Here is a 24,684-nt window from a genome sequence, read left to right on the forward strand (position 1 = left end):
CGCGGAAATTCTGCGGATTTCTTTCGTCCCGAATTTTTAAACGAGAAAGAAAGCGCAGGTTTCGGAATTGCAATGATTGATGAAGGTTTTTATTCCATCGGTCTCAATCCGCTCGATTTACTTACAATCACTTCAGGTGCGAGAACAACGACCGTCTATATGAAGTATCCAATCACCGGTTTGAAAAATGGATTTCTAATCGAACTTTTTCAAGGACGACTAATTAACGTGAGCAGGGTCGTAAGAAAGTTTGGGCGAATAAGAAACTAAAGTGCAACGACTCCCTGAACTCAGGCGCAGAGCTTTCCTGAACTCAGCAAACACCTTCCTATGGGTCGGTGTTTAGGTCGCTCTGCGGGTCGTCGTCGCAGCTCGCGAATTTCATAGATAAAATGGCTCGCGACCGCGCTTTAACTCAATGTTGCTGCCTACGATCGCAACATAATGCTCCAATTCCTTCGGAATTTAACTCAATGTTTCTCCCTACGGGTCGAAACATATAATCGCTTTCGCATTTTGTTATACCGAACTCACGTTATTTATAATGTTGTCGTTGGAAAAATTAGGGCAATTTTATCAGTGAAACTTTGAAAAGAACCAGGAGATGGTCTCGTCCCTTTTCAAATCCGGAAGAAGAATTGCTTCGTAGTGGTTTTTATCCGGTAGAGTAAGAAACACAGATCGTTTGAGTTTTCTTTTAAAGGTATATATCGCCTCGTCCGGAAGTAGTTCGTCTCCTTTTTGAAAATTCGGTTTTCCTGCCCGAATTACTAAAACGGGGGAAAGGATTTGGGCGTAAGGAGAAGAATTATTTTTTCTTAATATTCTAAAGCTTGCAATAGGATTTTGTAAAAATCTCAAAGGTATTTTCCAGGGCTTTAACGCCCCGCCCATATTTCTCAATTCGGAATCGATCGCGTGGATCGGAATATTGCATTTATATTCGGTAGTACCGGAATCAATCGTATGAATTTCTTCCAATTCATAGTTTAAAAAATCCTCAATATCCTTGTTCCAAGAGCTAAAGATCGGAGATTCTTTCGCAAGTTTGAGATACGTTTCTCGGGAAGAAAACGATCTTCCTAAACGTTGTAAAGATTCTTGGATCATAAGTAGGCTGGAAAGTTTTCTTTTAAAGGAAAGTTGTCCGCCTCCGTCGATTAAACAGAGTTTGTTGGTTCTTAGCGGATAATTCTTACCAAAGGTAAGAGAAATCCAACAACCCAAAGAATGAGAGAGAAGATTCGCTTTTTCGATTTTTAGAAAGTCCAACATGAACTTTAGATCTTCTGCATGTAAATCGTGAGAATAGGAGATTTGCGGCTTAGAGGATTGTCCTCTTCCGCGAAGATCGTATGTGATTATCGTAGGGTTTTGTTTGACGAGTTCTCTCGCGAGAGGGGCAAAGTTTTTGAGATTACCGGTAAGGCCGTGAATACAGATCACAGGGGGAGGGGAATGTTTGGAAAGAGGAAACTCTCCATAAATTTCTGCCGCAAGGGTTTGAGAGTCTCCGATGGGAATTTGGATAGATTTTGAAATCGACTTTTGATTCGAAGGAGAAACTGGATTCTTCATTCGTCCGTTATTTCAACTCCGAATCTTTTCATCAAGCTTCTTAACTCGGACTTGATCCGAACGAAACGAGAGATAAGCGAATGCGATTCTATGTTTCGACCTGAATGCCGATCCATAGAGAGGCATTCGCTGAGTTAATTAATGCCGATCCATAGAGAGGCATTCGCTGAGTTAATTAATGCCGATCCATAGAGAGGCATTCGCTGAGTTAATTAATGCCGATCCATAGAGAGGCATAACGTTACCCACAAGTAATGAGATCTCAAGATCAACTTTTTGGAATTACAACAAAATCCCCCGTGAAACTTAGTTCCCACCCTGATTTTGGGTGGGGGTGGAGGCGGAAAGACTCGGGAGATTTTTCTCTATCAGAAAATCATACTTTTTGCAAGTAAAAAATAGGATTCTTGTCGGAACACTTGCATTTTATTGTACATAATGTAAAGTCCTAACTCCTAAACCCTATCCACTAACCCCTTGAAAAATATCAGTTTTTGATCCTTATTATCCCAAAAGCCTTCTTAATTTAATTTGTGGGGTTGGTGATGATTTTATAGGGATCAGTAGTAGTTCCTACATTTTGAGCCGGGTTCTTAGCCGCTTTCACTTGCAACTTTTTTATGCTATGTGTTTGGTTGTTTCGAAAAGCTATTCTGCTGAAACATTGCGTAATGTCGGACTTCAAGTAAAATGAAACGGATTTTCGATTCTTCTATCGATCATTTCAAAAAGAAGGAGCTTTGGTTTCATTGGTAAGAGTTTGTTTTAGGGTTATGCGTTAGATGTTACTGCCTTGCCTAAGGGACGTTTCCTTTTTTTCGACTTAAAAAAAGGGAAAAATGTACGAGAAAGAAAAGTTAAAACAGCTACGAGACGAATCCATTCGTCAATTGCGAAGGTTCAGCGAACCATTGAAACGGCAAATCGTGTTGGATATAGAAGCCAAAGTGACGACGATAGGTCGAGGTGAGTAGAGAATATTCAGTAACGAGAAATTCGATTTACGAGCGGATTTGTTCGTATTCTCGCTCATTAGGGATCTGATGGCTTCCGAAAATTTATGTTTTTCTAATATGTTTTTTTCTCCATTTCGCACTTTGAACAAGCCGTCCGAATAAAAAAGAATCCTATCTCCAATAAATTTATTGTTTGGTCCGAAAAATGATTCCCTGTGAAAAAAGGATTGAAAGGGGACTTGAAGTCCCCTTTAGATTAAAGTTTCGGTTGCTTAGGGTACGGATAACAAAACTCGAAATTTTTCAGGATCGCAATCCATAGGCTGAATTTTCAAAACCGAGTTTTGCAAATATTTTAGATATTTCTAATGATCCGATCGAAAGTAACGCCCGCGATTTACTCGGAAAAAAATTATTCAAATGCTTTTGTCGCTCCGATATTGACCGCGAGAATGCTGGATTCTCCGCTGTAAGAATATCCGGCGGAATTGAATTGAGTAGGCCCGGTTTTGATAGAGTGAGAAAGATCCCAGTCCGTGCCCTTTCCTCCGGCGATATGATTTTTTGGTCCATTGTAGCTGATTCCCAGATCCAAACTCCATTTATCAAATAGATAACTCAAACCTCCCGCGAATACGTGATTGAGGGAAAAAAATCCGCCCGTGGTTCCGCCTAGTCCGTTGCTTTTGATCGCGAGAGTGTTATAGGAATAACCCAATCGATACACCCAAGATTCGCTGAGCTTGTGTTCTAACCCGATTAAAAAACCGCCTTGGTTTCTAAAATTGAGATGAGCGTCCGCGTCCGCGATATTTCCAAGAGGAGTGGGGAGCCAAGGATCTTCGAGTTTCTGATTTGCCTTTTTCAGGTAGGAGCCGTAATTCGTGTAGATCAAATCCACCGCTATTTTAAAGTTTTCAGGACCATAAGCAAATCCTAATGAATGTTTTTCAGGAAGATCGAAGTTATAGGAAACGCCGGATCTTCTGTAATAGTTGGGGTCGTTCAAACCGATTTGATAACTTCCGTTGAGAGGGATGGAAGAATGGGCCTGATACGAATAGGCGATTCTAAAACGATCGGTGACCGCGTAGTTAGCGCCCACGACGCCGCCGATGGAAAACGCTTTTTTACTGCTTTCGTAATAATATCCTTGTCCGGGAATTTCTATAGAGCCTGTGATATCGTAGTATTTCTGATTGAGCTTTTGAGTTCCGTATACAGCTTCGATGCTCGCACCCAAGGAAAGATTACCGAAACGAATCGAGATTCCGTTCACGAGCTTTACGACTGCAAACTGATTGGAATTGGTTTCTTTGATTTGTTTGAAATCACCGATCGGACCCGGAATGTTGATTCCCGCCCATTGATTGAGAGACTGGCCGTTCGGAGTATTTCGAGTGATTTGATCCACGCCTCCGATCGCACCGCCGGGAATGTAGAAAGCGACACCATAATCAACGGATTCTGTAACCGGAAGTTTGAGAGCGATGTAAGGAGCGGGGGCGTTGACCTTGCTCTTTTTATCGTTGGCGTAAACGTAATCCGAATTGGAATCCAGAAACTGATCCTGGTACCGATTGAAGATCGTAGAATTGCCCAAACCGAATTCGATTTTTTTTCCTTTTGTCAAGGAAAGGTTGGCCGGATTTAAAGCGACATCGACCGGAGAACCGCCCAAGGCAGTGTTTGTTCCGGCTAAAGCCTCGTATCTCGCGTTAATCGCATTCCGGGTCAAACCGTCCACGGCCAAGAGAGAATCCGCCGTGCTGAGACCGAGTAATACCAGAACGCCCGAAGACAAAACCCGGGCCCATATTTCATTTTTTGAAACCATAACAAATATCCTAAGGAAAGATTGGTTCAAACGTTTCTCAAAATGAAAAAACTTCAACCAAAATAACGGATTTAAATCTGTTATTTTGGATTTTCAGTCAAAAAATATAGCATCGCTGTACAAAAATAGCAGATTTTTGCGTAGATCCTTTCCAGGTAGGAGCTCACGTTCCGCAAATCCAGAATGTCCGTTTATCAACCAACCTCAATCGGATCTATTTTGGAACGTATTTCAACGGGCAGAAGTTTTGAATTTGAGAATTTTTCTGCTTTCGATCTCATCTTCTTTGAGCTGAGAGATCAAATTCTCCACACCGGAAAATTTGATCTCGTCCCGAATTCTATTTACTTCATTAAGAAGCAACTCCTTTGTTGAAATGAATGCCTTACTCGTTTTAGGTATGAACTTTTGGTAAAATGTCTACCGAGACTTTCCGAAATATCGACAAGCATCCGATATATTTATCTTAATATTCAGTTTCTCTAAAGTTATTCCGGCTTCAAGATGACCATAGTTTTTTTTAGATCTATCTTTAAATCTCTCTCCGCGATTAAACTCTTGTAAAGAACATTCTCTATCGTCACATGCGATAACGCTTTTTCAAGTTCTCGTATCCTTTTCTCTGCCTCTTTGAGCGGGTTCAATTTTCTCCGTTTCCACTCTCGCTATGAACCTCCCTCGAATGAGTGGACACGGACGTGCAAAAGCAAAAGGATAAAAGCATGGCGCGTAAATCACAATACGATGAAGAATTCAAGAAGAACACGATTGAACTACTGATCTCTACATAAAGGAATACCGCCAATTTTAGCACAAATCCCCGTTTAGACGCAGAATTTTGGACACTCTATTATGTAGGGATGAGTAATGACTGATGAAGGGTATCCTTGGCTTTGGAACATTTACAAAAGCCACAGGAGTGTAAACCACAGCGCTCATTCTAAAGATGCTCGTTACAAATGGGCAAGAAACAGATGGAGTAAAAATGGAATTCACAACCAAGTTGCAGAAGGAAATCACAGACTTTTGAAAACAGCCTTTGCTTCTTACTGTTACATCCGTCCTGAGAACTCCACTCGTTACTTGAATGAGTTTAGTTTTTTAAAGAATGCTCATGTGTTTGGGTTGGATGTGATTTGTGAGAATGGAGAGATGCTTGCTAGTGATGTTGATGATGCGAGGGAGATGGGTAGATCATCCGTTGGTTCCGATCCCCGAGGGCCGTTAGGTCCAGCAGTTGGGATCGGAAGGAAGGGATATGCGCTGAGAAAGAACGATTTGGGTTCCAAAAATTGGTTTCATTCTTTAGCCCAGGAATTTGAATATTTTCCTGAAACTGAGAGTTCAAAAGACAATGTTGTTTTTCAATCAGGATTTTCTTTACTCAATTCTCCAGCTTCCTTAAAGGATGTGAACTCACTTCTCTTAAAAGAAATGAAAGCTCACAATACATTTTGGTCGGATCAAAACAGAACTCCTATTCAGAGAAGGAAGGAGTTGAAACATCAGAAAACAGCTTCTAAGATCTGGAATCTGATTTCCGACGGGAAAGAAAATGGATCCTATTATTCTGTTTCCGAAGTTTGCTCTTTACTGAATATCCACAAAATTTCTGCCATGCTCATTCTCAGAAAATGGCTCAAGTTAAAATTGATCGAGAAACGACGGATCAATCAAGCCTCGTATAACCGGTCTATTGATTTTGGTATTAAGAAGAAAGCTAAAGAATTTCCGTATCTGCTATATACAAACTTCAAGGACAAGAAGTCTGATGGAACCTTGGAGAGACTCAAATGAAGAAAAAGAGTCGTATTCTGAAATACAGGTTTCGAGCAGAGGATTTCTACAAGATTTTAAAATCTCAAAAAGGGAAGTGTTTTCTTACTGGAAGGGATGTTTATCCGGTAGATGCGCTCAATGAACACATTCTTCCTTTACGTAAAGGAGGTGAGCATGAGTTCAAGAATATCTGTCTTGTGATTTCTCCCTTAGCCAAGCTGAAACGATACTTTACGGAAGAGGAAATTGTTCACATGGCTGCTGATATTCTCAAATTCAAGGGAGAGAAATATGGATACACTCTTGAACGACCAAATGGAAGAAGAAAGTAAGGTTTTTCCAAGATGGTTAGCTCAGACCTTATCTCAGAATCTCAATATTAAATATGAATATTTCCTCCGAGAAAGAAGAAAACCTGATGTTTGGGTTTCTTGGGGTAAAGCAGCAGAAAACTCTTGTAAGAGTCTTCTTACATTCATAACCCAATTTAGGTATATTAAGATTGAGAAAGATCCTCATTGGAAATTTAGGGCAATGGATTCTGCAAACTTGATTAACAAAGTAGCGAGGAATTTAACGGGTGATGGAAGAGTTGAGTTTATCGCAGAGTCCCTGAATCAATTTTCTAAGAAGAAAGAACTTTACGATCCAATCAGTCCTGTTCAGTTAAGAATGGTTCATTTAGAAACAAACCGGTTAAATTGTTATACTCGGGATTTGATACCTTCGTTTCTACAAACTTTTCCAAAGAACTGGACTGCCGCTGCGCGCAGGAACTATTTGAGGATGTTGAGGACTGATTTCATGAATCCAGAGCGTGAGTTTTCAAGCTGGGACTTGTGTTTCAGAAATAATAGGGCTAAGTTACACAGATTTGAAACGGACCTTTGGGCTCGTTGTTTTGAGAAGAATCGGAAGAGATTGGAGAGGATTTAGCTGGAGGATAACCTATTTTCTACAAGGTTGAAACTCATTGGTTTTTAATCTGTCCGAAAGCGGATAATGAGTCCTATTAAAACAAACGAACGCTTTTTAACGACAAACAATTTGACACATTTTGGTCAGATTTTTACCTTGAAATGAACTTTCAAATGGTCGATGCGGAATGTTGAATTCGAAAAGAAAGCCTTATTTTCAATCGCAAGGATTAACGTTAAAATACTTGCGTCTTTGGGAAATGTTTGCTCGTCCCTCAACTCTCAAACCCTGGTAGCCAATGATAAATTGATGAAAGATATAGTTCATCCAAACGCTAACGGACTTACAGCTTGGGTTGACATCTTCCGAAAGCTCCCAGTGATCTCATCTCCGCCACGAATAATGGAGGAAAAATGCAAGCAGAAGTGAATCGGGGCTTTTAACCGATTGGCATTTGATACTGCTTTGTTTTCTGTTTAAGGTTTGTCATTTGTGAAAATGTTTTCTATCTATTTTTTAAACCATTGCTAATATGCAACCAAAACCATATAGTAATACTGATACAGCCGAAACAGAATCAATTACGATTTTTAGAAGTAAGCTAGATCATAGATATATCAAAATAGATTTAAAAGAAAGGGATAAATATCCTAATATTGATGGTTACTTGGAGATAGTAAATGAAAAACAAATTCCCATAGGGAAACTTGAACTCCAGGTTAAAACAATTCAAAATGATCCATATTATTATATTGACTCTTCATCTTTAGGTTACGTGAAGCATGTTGCTACCCTACCTGTATTACTAATTTTAGTAAATCGACAAGAGTCAAAAGTTTATTGGTTACAATTAATTGATGAGATTGGAATTAAAACCGAAGGTGGGAACTATAAGATTGTTCTCAATGATATAAATACAATTACTGACTCATCAGATCATATTCAAGTTTGGACAAATATTTCTAAAGATTATAAAAGAAGGGTTGTTAACTACCCTCTTTTAGAAGATCTAATAAAAGCCAATCTAGGCACAATACCAATCGAAAATATTGGCAAAAATAAACTTATCTATCTTCAAAAGTTTATTGATTATATCAACACATATTTAGATAGAGAATTCAAGGTAGTTAAAGAAATTATTTTCCCAAGAATTTGGAAGTTAGGGATCGCGATAGAGTCATTTGATGGAAACCTTTCTATTGGTCTGTATGGCATCCAATTTGGCGAAGCCGATTCAACACTAATAAAATCTTTAAAAAGAAATGAGTTTAAAGGAATCCCAAGTGGAAAGTTTAAAAGTATTTTTTATACTTTTAAACACCCAGAAAATCCAGAAGAACTAGCAAATTCAAAACTTAAAGATTTCTTCAATCAAGCACTCAAAATTGAAGCCTTCCCCTTAGGCATAAAGGAAGTTACTAATGAATATCTTGCATCGGTTGTAGATCAATACCATTTTGCTTTTGGATTCCCTGAGAAACTGAATGAATATAAAGTATCCGAAATTCAATATGGCATTAATAATTATTTATTTAATTGGACGTATCTTGCATATTCAAAAATAAACTATCCCACTCATCTCGATTATATTGACATAAGCATAGTCTCAGTTTTTACGGATGAATTTTCAAAGAAAAAAATTATAGAAGAAGTAAAGTCAACCAGCCCTAAATACGCACCTTATAATTTCTACACAAAAGATTTTTCAATTTTCCATTTATTAGAAGCACTTGATATTTTACAAAGCGAAAACATTGAAATTGTTCGAAACATTACACCTACGCCAGATTCAGATAGGCTCAGAGATGTGCAGAGTAATTTGATTTATTATGCATATACTGAAGAAGAAATAGAAACAAAAATAAAAAGTCAATTCGTTCAAGCAAATTATTACTTTGAGGAATATGTTCGAAAATATGGCTTACCTCAACAATTTATTGAATCCAAAGAAAAATTAGTAACTTTAATTTCTCCAATAATAAAATTGAACGATGACTTTCCTTTTGTTGGGGTTTATCAACTTATTGTTGAACCAGAAGCGCAACTTGAAATTCCAAAGTATAAGTTTGTTAAGATTACTGAAGATGATATTGAAATGGCTCTAAAAGAATCTAGAAAAATTGAATTAGATGGCGTTTTATATAAAATTCATGCATACGGCTGGACCGTTGATATCCCAATTTTTAATCCTATGCCCATTCGTTCTTTCATCTTAGAGAAACTAAAAGAAGCTTCGGAAAAATACTTTAAGGGACTCGTATAACCTACAAGGTCCCTCTCATGGCATCAGTAAATCCTTAATCTGTCCGAAAGCGGATAATGAGTTTAGCCTCCGATCCTTAAGGAAACGTTTTGATTCATTCACAGAGGCATTTCCAAAATTTATATTGGTAGTGTCAGCAATCCTGTGTAAATAACTTTCTTAAAACGAATCCAATTTCAATCGATCTCCGAAAAGAATCGAAAACTGATTCATCGCTTGAACTCAGCGACTCGGCTCTCTAAGGATCGCTCGTCATCCCAATCTTGAACCGGCATGGTCCATTTTTTAGACATATTATTCAAAGCTAAATAGAGAAGCTTGATTGCCGCCTCATCGTTCGGAAACGAACCCCGATTCTTGATAATCTTTCTTAAGCCCATATTCATGGATTCGATAGCATTTGTAGTGTATATCGCCTTACGAATGTTAGGTGGATAGGCCAAAAAAGGAATCACCGAATCCCAATTACTTCTCCAAGACTTACTGATCATCGGATACTGACTATCCCATTTGGTTGAAAAATCATCAAGGCTTTTCTTAGCAATTTCTTCCGATGGAGATTTGTAGATGGCCTTTAGGTCGACTACCAACTCTTTCCTCTGTTTGTAAGAAACCCATTTCAAAGAATTCCTAACCATAGGAACGATACAAAGTTGAACTTGTGCATTAGGAAAAACTGATATGATTGTATCCGGAAATCCTTTCAATCCGTCGACACAAGCGATTAAGATATCTTCAACGCCGCGATTTTTTAAGTCGGTTAAAATCTGAAGCCAGAACTTTGCCCCTTCGGTGCGTTCTACCCAAATCCCAAGAATCTCCTTTGTGCCCTGTAGATTGATTCCTAAAGCCAAATAGAAGGCTTTGTTCACGACGTGGTTGCCATCTCGAACCTTCACGATCAACGCATCCATGATGAGAATCGGATACACTTTATCCAAGGGGCGATTCTGCCATTCGATCACTGTTTCCATTACGGAATCCGTTACTTGAGAAATTAAATCCGCCGAGACTTCAACTTGATAAATTTCTTTCAGGTGTTGAGATATTTCTCGAGTTGTCATTCCACGAGAATACATCGAGATGATCTTTTCATCGAAGCCGGTAAATCGTGTCTGTCCTTTCCGGATTATCTGAGGTTCAAAGCTTCCGTTTCTATCTCGAGGAACTTCCAAGTCAATTGTCCCAAAGTCTCCTTTGAGCTTTTTACTACTTTTTCCATTTCGGGAATTGCCTGAGTTATTGCCAGTCGAGGAATTTTTCTCATACCCAAGATGATGCGTCATCTCTCCTTGCATCGCTCGTTCAACAAGTGATTTGGTGAGTTGTTTTAAGAGGCCTTCGTTTCCGATCAGCTCTTCGGGGGTTTTACCTTTGATTAATTCATCGAGTAGTTCTTCTGCCCGATTCTTCGGTTTGCTCATACTGCTTTATCCTTGTTACTTTTTCTTTTTTCACAAGTCATTTACACAATCGAGATGACACCCTCTTTATATTTAAAACCTGTCTAAAAAACCTGGATTAAATCTTGAAGCGTCTAAATCGAATATTTGGGAACAGACGTATTCTTAAACTTCAATCCTCATGTGATAGTAGGATTGCAATAACTGGTTCTCCATGGTCACCAGGTTCACAGACAATTTTCATTTGATGGGTTTGTTTTTCATTATTTACCTGAATTTCAATTTTATAGAAATGTGGAGTGCTCACTAAATTTTTTATGTTCTTGTTTACGCCTTTAGATAGAACCTCAATTAGAAATTCAGAATAGTCAAAATTTGGATCTTTTTTCGTATTTGTAGATAGCATCAATCGGACTAAGCGGTGAATGCGACTGGATAGTCGTAATATTCTTTAACAATTTGGCTACTATCGGCATCATCCATCAAATCAAATAATACTCCATCTTCGAAAGCTTGTGCCCTTGTATATGTAAAGGTTGCAATTTCATTCATGTAACTACTTGTGTCTTTCTTTTTTCTTTTCATTGATTAATCCTTATATAGCTTACTTTTGTTCTCGAAACTGTCCCAATCTTGTGTTTGACCCACGTTATGTTAGTTTGCTTTCTGGTATTTAAGTTTTTGCGAGGCTCAACGGTATTAGAGTTGTTAAAAAATTCCATAGTTCAGATCAACAAATCTGCTGCAATCGCCGATTCCAATGAAACGGACGGAGATGGAGAATTAATTTTTCAACAACTCTATTATACACATGATCTTATACTCGTATGGGCAAAAAAGATTTTTTAAGAAACTACTAAATAATAGTGAAGATAGGAATCGTCTTTAGTAAAGCCTAGATTCTCGTATATTTTTCTTGCGACTGAATTACTTTCCGCAGTCTCCAGAGTAATTCCCTTGAAATCGTTTTTTCTGCAATACTCAATCACATGATGAATGATTTCTTTGCCTACTTTCATATTCCGATAATCGGGATTCACGTAAAGATCGTTCAATACTAATACATTGCACATACTCAATGAAGAAAAGGTAAAATAGCATTGTGCAAATCCAATTACTTGGGAGCTTTCAGTAATCGCTACACAAATGTAGGAATCCTGCTTTTTATATCTTTCTCCGATAAATTGCTTTTCATTTTCCGGTTGTGGAGCTTTCTCGTAAAACTTTCTGTATTCTCCGAACAGGGAAACAAGAGTGTCTAGATTCTTATCGGTTACTTTTTCAATTGTAAACTTCATAAACTTCTATTTTAACCTTTAATAAATATAATATAGGCAACGAACAATTTAGATTCGACAGTTCAAAAGAATGTCCTAAATGAAAATTAGATCGCGGTTCTATCTTATGGAAAGATTTTCTTTTACGACACTATCGTAAAACCTTTGCGCTCTAGGATCCAAAGGCTCTTCCAGATTCTTTTGAAAAATTAGAACATCATTAAACGCATTGTTTAGGATTACAGCTTTTTTAAGTATTCCTATATTGTCAAAAAGTCTTTCGACATTTTTGATGCTGGTACTGTTCTGCTCCAATACAAAAGAAAACAGTTTTTTGACCTGATTTTTTCTGCCAATGTGGAACAGATAGATTAACAATTTAGGTCCGGTAAATCCGTTTCTAAACTTTTTCGCTATGTAAACACCCACTTGAGCGAAAGAGTCATTCGAAGGATCCAAGAAAAAAGGTTCTATAAACGCGTAACCTTTCACCTGATCCCCGTCGGATTCCAAAATAACTTTTTTTGCAAGTATCTTATCGATCAGCAGCTTAGGAGGATTAGAAATGCTCAATCTATTAGCGTAATTAGAACTCGGCGAGTCGTCTTCAATGCATTCGTTCATAATATTGATGATACTTTCCAAATCCGACATACTTGCTTCTCTGATTTGATTCATACGATTCAATCCCAATGTATATAATGAAACTCGGCAGTTGCACTAACAGATCCAAAGTTCCAACCATCTATAAAAAATAAAGTTTGAAATCCAATTCTTTGCAACGTTTCTCTAACATGCTCGTTACAGGAATCCGATACGGTAAAGAGCGTTTTCTGTCTGTAGACTGATCTCGCTTTTTCCATAATCGTCTCCAAGTCGTTCTTAAATTCGGGATAGTTAATCCGATCCGAAGATTCGATTACTGCTAAAGAAGAATACACCGAAATTTCCGACGGAGACAATTTTCGCAATATGATAGAATGTCTCGATTCGTTCTTACTATACTCGACCTTTTCGAGCGTTTTTGCAAAATGATTCATATTCTCAAACTCTCTAAATGATAAACTCGTTTAGTTCTAAGTTAACCGAACTATTTTCAACGGAATCCTTTCGAGCTTCACAGCATAGGGACTCAATAATATCTTCCGTCAATGCAGGGGCTAATTTAAACCCTTTTCCGGACAAACCTCCGACACCTGCCAGATTTCGGATTCCATCATACTTAAATATTTTGTAAGATTTGCGATCTTTAAAATAACCGTCATATCCCCAGTTCCCGATCGAAACCTCAATCTCCGCAGAATATTCTGAAAATCTATTTTTTATAATATTCGCATATTTAATCAAATTATTTCGATTTGCATTATGGTTTTCTATTTCTGTGCTAGACAAATATTCTTCAAAATCTGTGAAATACAACATGTTATGAGAATCGACTGCATACGAAAAATCTCCGTTTTCACAGTTTACATTAAGACCTTCGATCGAATGAGGATTTTCAAATCTGATATTGAACACTGGTATCAATTTAGAAATCATTTCATGCGTTTCTACATTTCCCCAGCTTGCACCGAGGGCTAAGAAGCAATATTTGGCTTTGAATATTTCTGGGTCTCCCGCAAAAGAAATATGGGAAAATGAACCTTCATTCCCTGCGATTTTTAATTTGGAATTCGAAGAGAAGAAATCCACACCCGTAGATTTCAAATTCTTCTGAAGGGAAGAAAGAAATCCGAACGCGTTAATTTTAAAATTATCCTGGACCATGACTCTATTACTTAGGTTTTCCCCGGAATACGGAAACATGAATCGGCCCGATTCGCAACGAATGTCTATCTGATTGTCTCTGAGCTTAAGACATATTTCATCACGAGGAATTTTGTTCTGATAATAGATAGCGCCAAAACCAGATCGATAAGATTCTTCAACCAACGATAGATATGCTCCGGAACTTCTTAAGACCAGATCCACATCGTCGATTTCTTCCGAATAATAATGAATAAAAGCGGCGCTATTCAAAGAGGCAGAAATTAAAAATTTACTTTCCGATTTCGAAACGACTAAAACCTTCAAATTCCTAACATTCAATTGATAAGCAAACAATAAACCGAATATACCGTCTCCGATGACGATAGCATCGTAAGAGTTTTTCATTGCTTACAATGCCACCAAATCGATAAAATCGAAAGTTCATCTTCTTTCAAGTTAGTGAACGAATGCATATGTTCCGGGTTCAAGAATATCACATCATCCTTGAAAACGTTTTTTTCAATTTTCCCATCGCTAAAAAGTGCCTCTCCATGCAAAATCACGAATATTTCGAATTCATCATGATTATGCATCTTAATTGTCTCGCCCTTGCTAAGATTGGCGATCGCACTGCCGAAGGGAGTGCCCTGAGGTAAATTCAAAATTTGATCGAATCTCGAAGCCTTTACATTGTAGTCGGGTTCGTATTCTAATTTGATTTTTGCAAATTGCATTCGCTTAGTTTTCCTTTATAAATATGATCCAAAATAATTTTTGCCCTGATTGGCAGCACGCTTAATAATGATTCTGCCAAACCGTGAGATTCTTCCGCATATCCTTGCAAATACAATGTGGCTTCCGACTCGATTTTAAAATTGACCGAATAATTTCGATTAATGATCGGCTTACCACACGCATCCAGGTTCGCCAAATTCTTAAAATTGTAAAAATACTTGTCTAAAACAAAATTATCTTCGTAACCGGTAGCTAATACGATTATATCCACGTATTGCTTCGAAACCTCTTTCGTCATCGTATTCATAATAGATAATACGAATCCGTCCTGGTCTTCTTCGACGCTTATGATCCTAGACATATTCACGATCTTGGCTCGGTTTTTGCCCTCGACTTTGTTCTCGTTATACAAGGCTCTGTAGATATTCTCTATCAGTTCTGGTTCTACTACCGCATAATTCGTGTTTTTGTGTCTGCTTAAAAACTCTTTTTGGGATTCCTTATCCAAATCATAGAAAAAGTCGATGAATTCCGGATCGAATAACTTATTATTAAATCCAGAGGAGTCGGAAGGATTATAGCCGTACGTTGAAATATAATTAATTATTTTTGTGGAATTTGACGTTTCCGAAAGTAGATAGGAAAAAATTTCCCCGGCACTTTGTCCTCCGCCGATTACAGATAGGGTTTTATTGTCGAGCTTTTCCTTGCATTTTTCGATCCAGGAAAGAAAGCCCGAAGAATGAATCACATTTTGATCCTTACTTTTTAAATTTGTGAATTCGCGTGGTATTTTTTTGGACTTTCCAGATGCAAGAATAACGTTTCTAGAAACGATTTCATACGACGAATCGTCGGTGCCGACTACGGTCAACCTGAAGGAATCTATTTTTCCGTCTATTATGATCGGCCTTATATCTTTCACATAAGTACTGTATCGAACAAAATCGTCAAAATCGGAAGCTACCCATCTCATATACTGATTGAATTCAATTCTAGTTGGATAGGAAATACCTTGGTTTATGAAATCCAACAATCTATCATTGGTTTTCAGAAAATTAATAAACGTATATTTACTCTGAGGATTATCCAAAGAAATCAGATCCTTTAAAAAATGAATCTGCATATAGGAATTCGGTAAAAGCATGTCAGGATGCCAAGAGAACTTATCCTTTTTCTCTAAAAATTGAATCTTAGATTTATCGAAAAATCCAAGCTCTTTTGCCTGTATAGCAACCGATAAATTTGAAGGACCGAAACCGATCCCGATTAGATCGTATGTTTCATTTGCAACGCTTGCATTCATTTGATTATTTCCTGAGCGTAATAAAGGGAAAATCGTTCCATTCCGCTCTTGATTTCGTTTATGTATTTCTTTTCATTTTCAATAATAAGGTTTCTATATTTTATCGCGGCATTCGTATTCAGCCTGAATCGTCCGATGACAGATTTTATCCTGTCTACAAATTTCGGGCTAAGAGATTCCATAAGAACCATTATCGAATAAAATATTTTATCTTTTTCCTCATCAGTTAAATTGCCGTCCGAAGAATGTATTAGAGATTCATAATTCTTCATCAACGTATCGTGTATTTTGTTTAAACCGTCGTTTTCCAATAAACTGATCAATTGTTTGCTTTGATCGGAGGATTTCCATTTACGAATGAACTCTTTATTCGAAAAATTAAATATTCTCCTGCTATCGAATATTTGTTTTAAAACAAATTCGATTAGATTCAAATATGCGGCGATATTCTCCTTGAAGCGCTCCAAAGTAAATGAGGCTCCTTCTTCATCACTTCCGTAAAACGGAAACAAACCGAATCGGATTGTATCCGAATCCAGATATTGAATGATATCTTTTGCAAAAATCGCATGATCCCTGCTAGTCGAAAATTTTTGTCCTTCCAATTTCAGAAACGGTTCCACGAACAAATTATCAGGTATTTTCTTTATATCTAGAATGGTATGAATTAACACTAGAGAGACGGAGAAATGAAACAAATTATCTTGTCCCATAAACACGGAAAACTTGGTTTTATCTTCGTTCAGAACCCTCAAACAATCTTCGCCATTCGTAATATGATTAATTCCGGTAAAATACGCCCATACCGCTTCAAACCAAAGCGGGATAGTCAATTCTTGGCTTGAGTCGTTGAACACAGGAAGTCCATATTCAAAAATTCTAGTTAAGATGATTTTTGAATTCTTTTCGTCCAAAATCCAATTTAAGACAATCTCCTTTATTTTAGAGCTCCAATTAGAATTTTGGATCTTCTCAATCAATTCAGATTTTATTTTCGAATTACTGATCTTTAAACCTTTGCATTCTTTCAATTCCAAAGGCTCGGAATCTAAATAAAATTTTGGAGAAATCAACTGAGAATGATCTATCAATATCGCGCAGTTTTCACAAGCTCCTGCGTCCGTTTCGCTTCCGCAATTATAGCAGTTGCCGACAACCAATGAATCCGTGACGAACTTATTCTTAGATTTCAAATAAAGTTGTAACACAGGAGCTTCCTTCACATGAGGACTCTTTAGGATTTCGGAAACAAGGTCGTTTACAGTGAGTAAATGCTGAATAGAAGAGGTCCTAACAAAGGAATCATATCCAATATCTAGGGAATCGAGAGCTTGCCGGATTTCGTTCGAATAGAAATCGGCGGTTTCATAAATATTTTTGTCGATTTTCATTCTAAGTATATTCGTCCATCTGCTAAACACTTACTTCTTCTGGGGAACTCCTGGAATCATTTACACCAAGCTGATCCCGTTAAGTCTTTGTATTCTATATGTATCTATTTCTTGGAGGAGGCGTCTTTCCATATTAAAGATAGCTTTCCTATCTGGTTTAGTATTTGCGCTTATCGGCGATTATTGTTTAGTTTATAAACATCTTTACTTTTTGGGAATTATCTCCTTTATCTTATCACTTTCTTGTTATATCCTATATTTTTCCGCAGGTCAAAAGTTAAAGATTCTATACTCGATTCCATTTTTGATTTTCATCGTCTGTATGTATCTCTATCTGAATACGAGAGTAACCAAGGATTTGCTTCTCCCAGTTTTCGTATATTTGGTAGTTCTTTCTTCCTTAGGGTGGAGATGCTTTTCCAGGGAACAGGATTACAAGCAGTCCTATATATATGGTTCGGTCGGTGCGATTTTGATCATATTCTCGGACTCGTTACTTGCTCTAGTTCGATTGGGAACTTTGGATTTCGTCTTTGCCAACCAGGTTATATTAGGGACATATTTTTTTGCGCAGTATTCAATGACGCAAGCGAGTCAGGTTGAGGAAGTTTCGCTCCCCCATTTAGCAGGAGAATCGTATCCTTAAAGTTTCGCATCAATGAGAACTTGAGAAGAATCCCATCTCACATGATCAAACCATAAGCTTTAAAGTTTTTACTATCTGTTCCTTCTCCATTGATGACCAGCTTCTTCATTGAATAGAGATAATTACATGAACAGTATCATTAATACTAGTGCTATTCAAAAGCATTATACTCCTATTGCTTTGGGGCTAACTGAGATGTACGGTTTTAAGTGGGGTAACTACAAACGTAAGTTCGGTGCAAGGATTTTCGAGTTTTAAATCTTTCTGTTTTTTTATAATTTGATTGGCTGTGATTGAAATAGGTACCTAAAATATTGCGAATTCATTATCCGCTTTCGGACAAAACATACTATCCACTTTCGGACAGACTAAGGATTTGGCTTGAGCTCATACTGGAATATACATCCAAATTGGTAGTAAATATCACTAAGATTCTGACTTTTCGAAGAAAACGGCCTGTTAGTTGCTGGCTCTTTTTACAAGGGGCTGGTTTAATATTTTGAATGCGCTTTGAATAAATAACGTGAGTTCGATGTAAGCAATGCGAAAGCGATTGTAGTGGAAATTCCGAAGGAATTGGAGCGAAAAGCGCGGTCGCGAGTCATTTTAGCTATGAAATTCGCGACCGATTCCGCCCAAATTTTCTTACGCCGAACTCACGTTAAATAAGGATTTTAGATGTTTTTAAAATATTATCAGATTAGAATATCTGTTTTTATTTTTTGTTCTACCTCAGTATAGATATCCGAGTTTTTAGTATGAATGGAAACAATAAGAGAATAGCGAGCATCGCGATTTCCTCGATCTTCACTTTTCCTATCCTTCCACCAACCTCCAACTGGAACAACGGCTATGGCATTTCGTTCAGCCAGGTCAATGGCAGTACCTAACCAGCGATCGTGATGTAAGGAACCTCTCGTCCTAATGGCATCTCCATAAAACCAATTTCCCGCTTCTGTAGATTCGGAACTCTCATAATCTTCATTTTGATCATCTTTATTAATCCTAGCTCTGAAGGTTTTCAAGTCTTCATAAGGCCGTTTTAATTTAAAACGTAAGCCATGGGAATGATACTGAAACCTGTTTTTGAAGCCTCTCCTTGCAGGATTTGGTTCTATAAAATAGGAGAGTGTTATTCTAAGTTCTACTTCTTCTCCTCCAAGTTTTCGCAATTCCTCAATTGGCCAAGGAAGCGAATAAAAATTGAGATGATTGGCGGTTGTTCTTCCAGTTGTTACTTCATGAAAAGGCTGAATTTTTTCTTCTGCAATTAAGTGAAGCACGTTGTTGGCACTATAAATAGCCCGTGCTTCGTTAGGAACTCCATACCCATAAGTTCTTAATAATTTTTGTTTATCTGACTTTTGCGGTTTACTTGGAAGAGTTTTCTTCATCAGCTCAGTATATTCTGCTGTGTGAACCAATAATCCTCGTATCGTTTCAGGCCATAAAGTTGGATATTTTGAAATAATCTTTGCTCCCATGCTTGAGACAAGTGTGGTGGCCGCACTACTCATGCCTGTTATTGTAAAATGATTATTAGAATGTTGATGACTGGTAGTTAATAGCATTAGTGAATCAAGTTGGCTGACGAAACCTTGTTCATCAGTTGCAGCATTTCCACCTTCCATCACAAGGTCAGGTTTGTATGGCCAATCATGTTGCCACTTTAAAGACGTCCGACTATAGGGAGATAAATTTCCAGATGGGGCTATCGGTGAAAATTGAGTGGTTTCATCCTGATCTAGTTGGGTCTTTTCAGTGTAAGCTCCGATTGTTAGAGCATTATAACTTTGTCCAGGATCTTCTATTTCCGCATCAAAATTGCAATTTGGATAATTGTTAATTTCGCTTGTAGGAAGATTTCCGGCGCTAATAACAAAAAGTCGAAAATCATTATCCATATAACCAGAAGAAATAGAATCTAATGCCGCCGACCATGAGGACGGACGTCCTCGGTCCATTCCGTGTTCCGTTGTAACTGTCAGATTAAATACGCGATTTCGATCTGGTCTAATAAGTTCTACTTTTGACACAGCTCGGGAGGTAATATCACCATATAAATCTGGTTCATAATCATTTCCTGTTTCAAAAATTTTCACTGATTCTAAGAAATGTAAAATCGGAATGTCTTGCGTATCTATTAGTTTTTCAAATAGATCTCCGAACAATGCAATTCCTGCCATTCCCGATCCATGACCATTTGAGTCAGACCCATCCCAATCGGTCTTTACAGATAAAATGCAATCTTCAGAAATAAATTGTTCAATTAAAGGATGCCCATGATTGACACCAGTATCTAAAAGACAGACGGCGGGAGAATCTTCAGGGGGAGTAATCAGTCTTTCTATTAGTTCATGACTCCATTGCACTTGTTCTGATTGGGGGGCGGTAATAAAAAAGTGAGCTGTTCCTTTTGGTTTTCGTAATTCAGAAATGCAATTTAACATATCGAATGAAGCGGCGAGATCAGATTTTCTTCCGTTAACAAGTATTACATATCTTTCTGGAAACTTTATACTTCCTGGTCTTATGTTTAGATTAAATGCTTTTGCATTAATGGAAAAAAAGTCGAGAACATCTTCTTCTAAATCTTGTCTAGTTGCTAACCATACTTCCCACCAAACGGGGAGATCGTTTTTCGGAAATAAAGAAGGTGCATCAGTCCATAATGAATCAAGGGCAGCTTTTCTAATTGTTTCAATACTGGCTATTAGATTATTATTATTTGGTAATCCAGATTTTTTGTTATTTAATTTAAGATATTCATCAATTTTCTTTATAAACTTTGAGAGCGAACCATCTGGAATGAATACTACTGCAATTTCTAATATTTTCCCATTAATTTTTTTTGTGTGTACAGACAATAATTGAAATATAGAGTTATCTAGACTTATTTTTCTTAATTCGTAACCTGGGACACCCTCGATTTCGACGGTAATTCCTCGTTGCTTTTGTAATCCTATCTCTTCTCTTTTTTTCGATAGCTCATCTGCCTCATTTTGAATTGAACTCAATTCTCCGCGAAGTTTTTTTCCATGTTTACTGCGAATTCTATTGGGAACAGAAAACGGATCTATAACTACTCCAGGATATGTGTATGAAATAAATTGAGCCCGATTTTTAAGAAATAAATGAGGTTTATTTCGATCCATCACCGTTTGTCACCTTAATCGATTTTCTTTCTTGGAGTGATGTAATTAAATCATTTTTGAATATTTCTTTTCTCCCTTTCAAGAGCATGCTTTTGGCCGCCTCTTCACAACTCCGCACAATTTCGGAATGACTTAATCCTTGGGCTTCTGCTATTAATTTTTTGTCTTGATAACCGGAAAACTTAAAAGAGGATAATGAATTCTTGAGTAGAGATGAAATTTGTTTATTATCGGGTAGGGTATATTCAATAATATCATCAAATCTACGAAATAACGCTGTGTCTAACATATGAAAGTGATTTGTCGCAGCTAAAATTAGGCTATTACTTTCATCGCTTTCTATATATTGTAAAAAACTATTTAGAACCCTGCGCATTTCTCCTACGTCATTATTATCATACCGTTTACTTCCAATAGAATCAAATTCGTCAAAAAAGTAAACTCCCCGAAAATCTTGAATCGCGTCGAAAATAAGTCGAAGTTTAACAGCTGTTTCACCGAGGTAACGAGTAATTAATCCATCCAGTTTTACTGTAAAAAAAGGAAGACCTAATTCCCCGGCAATAGCAGCAGCGGTCATTGTCTTTCCTGTTCCAGGTGGACCAACTAATAAAAGTTTTCTTCGTAGCCTTAGTCCGTGTGTTCGAATTTTCTTGAGATTTTTTTGTTCTTGTAGTATGCGATCGATTCGTTCATCTTGCTTCCCGTTTAAAATAAGATTTCCTAAGCGAATATTAGGTTCTTTGACCGATAGAAGATTTGACAGTTCACCTTTCGGTTGGTGAATAGTGTCAGTTCTCCTAGCAATCTTTAATCCCGACTGTCTTGCATTATCAATAAGGGACTTAATTTCTTCTGCAAGTTTTTGATGTCCTTTCTTGGCTTCTGTTGCCGCTAGTTGAAGGGCTACTGTTTTAAAGCGTTCGGAATCTCCATTAAAATGGCTTTTTATTAATGCTCTTAATTGCTCTGAGGTCGCCATATCTAAAATTTTACCTATTTTTGGATCTATTCAATTATGATAATTTATTACTACATTTAAAGTTCGTCTTGTCTGGTACTTTTAAGAAGTATAATACTGAGTCTTTGCAGAAATTGATAATTTTGTTACCCTTATTGTTTCTGATAATACACTATGGGAGGGACAAATTCTCTTTTCCTTGCTAAAATAATGTCTGTTTTCGAGTCGTCAATGTAATATTTTATGCTAGGACTGGATGTGTTTTTTATCCCAAGGATGTTTAAATCAGATGGATTATGAAATTAAGCAAAATCCAGATTGGACTACGTTTATAAGACATCAATTCAATGTGCATCAGTATCAACGAATTGCGAAGTTAGTATATCCAAAAGGAAACGCTTAAAGTAGGAATGGAATTACGGATTATGAAGCGCGTTTTTTATAATATCCAATCAAAAAAACTTTCGACTTTTCTCCAAAAAGAAATTCTTTCCCTCTTTAGTTATGTAGGAGTTGAAAATGTCAGCAGTAAACAAGGTAGTAGAATTCAGTAAATATCGAAACAAGTATTCAAGGGATTCAAGATATCCTTTGCAAACTGAAGGATCATTCTTTGGAAAGGGACTAACTGACGAGACTATGATGGAGCTTGCAAAGCGATTCTCAAATCCAAGCAGTGAAATGGAACATCGTAATCGTTGTCTGTTTTTAGTAATGTCAACTACTGGAATGAGGGCTAAGGAAGTTGTATCTCTTCGATTCAGCAACATTTTGAAGGCTCCATCTGGGGAAACTCTTGTTAGTTACATCCGAAAGGGTGGAAAGTTATCCTATTCAGTCATTTCGGACAAGGTTTTAAATAGCCTAAAGGAATATCATAGTCTGTTTGATTCGAATTCGGATTACTTTTTCCTTTCTTGCCCAGGACGAAACCGCGCACCACGAAGACCGTTAACCACAAGAGGATTACAGAAAATAGTCAATTCTTGGAATGTTCTAACTTGCCTTGGAAAAAAAATACATCCTCACGCCCTGAGGCACTGCTTAGCCCAAAAGCTAATGGACACTGGTGGCGGACATTTTTGCTCCCGTGTGCTAAACCATTCTTCTCCAGCACTTACGAGCAAATTTTACCTTCGCCCTTATGCGGATCCAAACCGGTATCTGAATTGGAATCAAGACTGATTCATTTTTAAACAACTTGGATGGATGCTTAAATAAGCATTTTCCTTGCTGGGAATAAAAAGTAAAATGGCCTTCTACATACTAGATCTAAGGGCTGGCTCGATCTATGCATCGATCAAAGCCAGCCAATCGTTTTTAGAATCTTTTCAAGCTTCTTTTTCGACAACACAAAGCATTCATGTTAACCTCCGGACTGTCAACATGAGTGTTCTTTCTCAATTTTGGTAGTATTCACCTTCCAACCAAGGATAGACTCTTATAGACTCATCAAAGGCTCTCTGAACCAACAATGCAAAAGCCTTCTTATGGCCTTTAATGTTTTCTAACGCGTCATGCGCATCTTTTAAGTTAGTCATATAACCGACAACAAAATGCCTAACGACATCCATAACATCAAAGTCATTCTGAATTTCCTTATAAGCTCTAACGCCATATTTCTTTTTAAATCCCGCTAAGGCAGTTTGAATGACAGCTGCCTTAGGGTGTTTACCAACTTTCATCGGGAAATTCTCAGCATACTCCATAGGTTTAATTTCCTTATTCTTTAGTTGAATGGAGAGTTTCTTCATTTCTTTTTCCAATTTACTTTTTCTGTTATCTTTCGGTTTCCTTGTACTTTTATTCACTAAATTACTCCTAACGTGAATTTTAAAATCTCTACAATATTTCCGTTATCCTTATGAAGATTATCTTCGAATTCCAATCTAAGAAATATTAGAAATCATTTTGATTTCATACATATAGTATATGAGGGTTTTTCTTTTTCTCAAAATCATAATGGAAAAAAGTTCACCACTTTTTTTCAGATAGCAGGCGATGTTCGTAAAGGAACCTTATATGACTTGAATATTCAAATCTTGAGATAGAATTTTTTTCGTAAATAATTGAAACTTTTTCCCAGAGTGATTTTGAGAAATTGGGTAGGTAAAAAACTATGGTTATTTTTGCCTTTAATTTTTGAGGAAACTTTTGCTATTCTAATATATAAAATTGATCTGGAATTCTATTTCATTCGCAATTTCTGTAGCTCCCAAGTTGCTTTCTATTAAAATATTTCATACTCGATTCAATCTTAGTTTACGCCACTCAAGTTTTTTCTCGTAAACTCTCCCAATAGATTAGTATGATTCTTGGACGTAAGACAGCTCGAAGTGTGATATTCTTGATTCGACGGAGTCAAGAAGGCCGGTGGCAGATTGATCGCTCTCTGATGAACTCAACATCTCACTCCCTGAATTGCGCCCCTTAGGAAGCAATTCACAGTATTCAAGTAAAGTTTAATGGAACTCAGCAAACACCTTCCTATCATCACCTTACCCACAAGTTAAGAAGTTTGGGATAATAAGGATCAAAAGCTGATATTTTTCAAGTGTTCCGACAAGAATGAGACTTTTTACTTGCAAGGAGTATGATTTTCTGATAGAGAAAAATTTCCCGAACCTTTCCACCTCCACCCCCACCCAAAAATAAGGGTGGGAACTAAGTATCACGGGGGATTTTGTCGTAATTCCGACAAATTGATCTTGAGATCCCATTACTTGTGGG

Annotated in this window: 19 protein-coding genes and 3 pseudogenes; 7 read left to right on the forward strand and 15 right to left on the reverse strand. The window is 37.3% G+C overall.

What is annotated here, in order from left to right; genetic code table 11:
* Positions 1 to 195, forward strand: a pseudogene (locus LEP1GSC062_RS01265) (hypothetical protein); the annotation flags it as partial.
* A gap of 381 nt (positions 196 to 576) precedes the next feature.
* Here the strand turns inward: LEP1GSC062_RS01265 and LEP1GSC062_RS01270 are convergent.
* The 3 genes from LEP1GSC062_RS01270 to LEP1GSC062_RS25730 form a co-directional block, all read right to left on the reverse strand.
* Positions 577 to 1,578: an alpha/beta hydrolase gene (locus tag LEP1GSC062_RS01270; protein ID WP_010577924.1), complete on the reverse strand. Its 1,002-nt coding sequence runs from the start codon at positions 1,576 to 1,578 to the stop codon at positions 577 to 579.
* A 1,368-nt stretch (positions 1,579 to 2,946) separates the two neighbouring features.
* Entirely contained in the window at positions 2,947 to 4,371 is a 1,425-nt protein-coding gene (locus LEP1GSC062_RS01280; protein ID WP_020983168.1) for an OmpP1/FadL family transporter, read from the reverse strand.
* A gap of 231 nt (positions 4,372 to 4,602) precedes the next feature.
* On the reverse strand, positions 4,603 to 4,773 hold the full coding sequence (locus LEP1GSC062_RS25730) for a riboflavin kinase (protein WP_425268422.1): 171 nt from the start codon (positions 4,771 to 4,773) through the stop codon (positions 4,603 to 4,605).
* 462 nt (positions 4,774 to 5,235) lie between these two features.
* Here LEP1GSC062_RS25730 and LEP1GSC062_RS01285 point away from each other — a divergent pair.
* The 4 genes and pseudogenes from LEP1GSC062_RS01285 to LEP1GSC062_RS01305 all read left to right on the forward strand — a co-directional run.
* Positions 5,236 to 6,168 (forward strand): annotated as a pseudogene (locus LEP1GSC062_RS01285) (transposase); the annotation flags it as partial.
* Positions 6,165 to 6,482 (forward strand): HNH endonuclease, encoded by a 318-nt coding sequence (locus tag LEP1GSC062_RS01290; RefSeq protein WP_010577929.1) that lies wholly within the window; start codon positions 6,165 to 6,167, stop codon positions 6,480 to 6,482. The pseudogene LEP1GSC062_RS01285 and the gene LEP1GSC062_RS01290, both read left to right, overlap by 4 nt.
* Entirely contained in the window at positions 6,466 to 7,086 is a 621-nt protein-coding gene (locus LEP1GSC062_RS01295) for a hypothetical protein (protein ID WP_425268421.1), read from the forward strand. Before LEP1GSC062_RS01290 ends, LEP1GSC062_RS01295 begins: the two co-directional genes overlap by 17 nt.
* Before the next feature lie 514 nt (positions 7,087 to 7,600).
* Positions 7,601 to 9,331, forward strand: coding sequence for a DUF4365 domain-containing protein (locus LEP1GSC062_RS01305; RefSeq protein ID WP_010577932.1), 1,731 nt, complete (start codon positions 7,601 to 7,603; stop codon positions 9,329 to 9,331).
* 159 nt (positions 9,332 to 9,490) lie between these two features.
* Here LEP1GSC062_RS01305 and LEP1GSC062_RS01310 read toward each other — a convergent pair.
* The 9 genes and pseudogenes from LEP1GSC062_RS01310 to LEP1GSC062_RS01360 form a co-directional block, all read right to left on the reverse strand.
* Positions 9,491 to 10,755 (reverse strand): annotated as a pseudogene (locus tag LEP1GSC062_RS01310) (IS256 family transposase).
* A gap of 393 nt (positions 10,756 to 11,148) precedes the next feature.
* Positions 11,149 to 11,319, reverse strand: a complete 171-nt coding sequence (locus tag LEP1GSC062_RS22790; RefSeq protein ID WP_020983167.1) for a hypothetical protein — start codon at positions 11,317 to 11,319, stop codon at positions 11,149 to 11,151.
* Positions 11,320 to 11,579: 260 nt separating this feature from the next.
* A complete protein-coding gene (locus LEP1GSC062_RS01325; protein WP_010577935.1) occupies positions 11,580 to 12,032 on the reverse strand; it encodes a GNAT family N-acetyltransferase in 453 nt (150 codons plus the stop codon).
* 99 nt (positions 12,033 to 12,131) lie between these two features.
* Entirely contained in the window at positions 12,132 to 12,689 is a 558-nt protein-coding gene (locus tag LEP1GSC062_RS01330) for a GNAT family N-acetyltransferase (protein ID WP_010577936.1), read from the reverse strand.
* Positions 12,690 to 12,694: 5 nt separating this feature from the next.
* On the reverse strand, positions 12,695 to 13,051 hold the full coding sequence (locus LEP1GSC062_RS01335) for a hypothetical protein (RefSeq protein WP_020983169.1): 357 nt from the start codon (positions 13,049 to 13,051) through the stop codon (positions 12,695 to 12,697).
* A 13-nt stretch (positions 13,052 to 13,064) separates the two neighbouring features.
* Complete coding sequence (locus tag LEP1GSC062_RS01340) at positions 13,065 to 14,165, reverse strand: FAD-dependent oxidoreductase (RefSeq protein WP_010577938.1); 1,101 nt, start codon at positions 14,163 to 14,165, stop codon at positions 13,065 to 13,067.
* The gene (locus LEP1GSC062_RS01345; RefSeq protein WP_010577939.1) at positions 14,162 to 14,494 is read right to left on the reverse strand and encodes a cupin domain-containing protein; all 333 of its coding nucleotides are present in this window, start codon (positions 14,492 to 14,494) and stop codon (positions 14,162 to 14,164) included. Before LEP1GSC062_RS01345 ends, LEP1GSC062_RS01340 begins: the two co-directional genes overlap by 4 nt.
* The gene (locus tag LEP1GSC062_RS20755) at positions 14,470 to 15,801 is read right to left on the reverse strand and encodes a lysine N(6)-hydroxylase/L-ornithine N(5)-oxygenase family protein (protein ID WP_010577940.1); all 1,332 of its coding nucleotides are present in this window, start codon (positions 15,799 to 15,801) and stop codon (positions 14,470 to 14,472) included. The genes LEP1GSC062_RS01345 and LEP1GSC062_RS20755 overlap by 25 nt, the downstream gene beginning before the upstream one ends.
* Positions 15,798 to 17,192, reverse strand: coding sequence for a class I tRNA ligase family protein (locus tag LEP1GSC062_RS01360; RefSeq protein WP_010577941.1), 1,395 nt, complete (start codon positions 17,190 to 17,192; stop codon positions 15,798 to 15,800). The genes LEP1GSC062_RS20755 and LEP1GSC062_RS01360 overlap by 4 nt, the downstream gene beginning before the upstream one ends.
* 106 nt (positions 17,193 to 17,298) lie before the next feature.
* Between LEP1GSC062_RS01360 and LEP1GSC062_RS01365 the strand changes: the two genes are divergently transcribed.
* A complete protein-coding gene (locus LEP1GSC062_RS01365) occupies positions 17,299 to 17,838 on the forward strand; it encodes a lysoplasmalogenase family protein (protein ID WP_039940825.1) in 540 nt (179 codons plus the stop codon).
* A gap of 695 nt (positions 17,839 to 18,533) precedes the next feature.
* Here the strand turns inward: LEP1GSC062_RS01365 and LEP1GSC062_RS01370 are convergent.
* Together LEP1GSC062_RS01370 and LEP1GSC062_RS01375 are read right to left on the reverse strand one after the other, a co-directional pair.
* Positions 18,534 to 20,993 (reverse strand): S8 family peptidase, encoded by a 2,460-nt coding sequence (locus tag LEP1GSC062_RS01370; protein ID WP_020983170.1) that lies wholly within the window; start codon positions 20,991 to 20,993, stop codon positions 18,534 to 18,536.
* Positions 20,980 to 21,975, reverse strand: a complete 996-nt coding sequence (locus LEP1GSC062_RS01375) for an AAA family ATPase (RefSeq protein WP_010577945.1) — start codon at positions 21,973 to 21,975, stop codon at positions 20,980 to 20,982. The genes LEP1GSC062_RS01370 and LEP1GSC062_RS01375 overlap by 14 nt, the downstream gene beginning before the upstream one ends.
* A 498-nt stretch (positions 21,976 to 22,473) precedes the next feature.
* Here LEP1GSC062_RS01375 and LEP1GSC062_RS01380 point away from each other — a divergent pair, with 498 nt between their 5' ends.
* On the forward strand, positions 22,474 to 23,139 hold the full coding sequence (locus LEP1GSC062_RS01380) for a tyrosine-type recombinase/integrase (RefSeq protein WP_020983172.1): 666 nt from the start codon (positions 22,474 to 22,476) through the stop codon (positions 23,137 to 23,139).
* Between the two features lie 215 nt (positions 23,140 to 23,354).
* On the opposite strand, the gene LEP1GSC062_RS01385 is transcribed toward LEP1GSC062_RS01380, so the two are convergent.
* Positions 23,355 to 23,765, reverse strand: a complete 411-nt coding sequence (locus LEP1GSC062_RS01385) for a hypothetical protein (protein WP_010577947.1) — start codon at positions 23,763 to 23,765, stop codon at positions 23,355 to 23,357.
* Between the last annotated feature and the right edge of the window lie 919 nt (positions 23,766 to 24,684).

The sequence above is a fragment of the Leptospira alexanderi serovar Manhao 3 str. L 60 genome (assembly GCF_000243815.2).
In the GTDB taxonomy this organism is placed as follows: Bacteria; Spirochaetota; Leptospiria; order Leptospirales; family Leptospiraceae; genus Leptospira; species Leptospira alexanderi.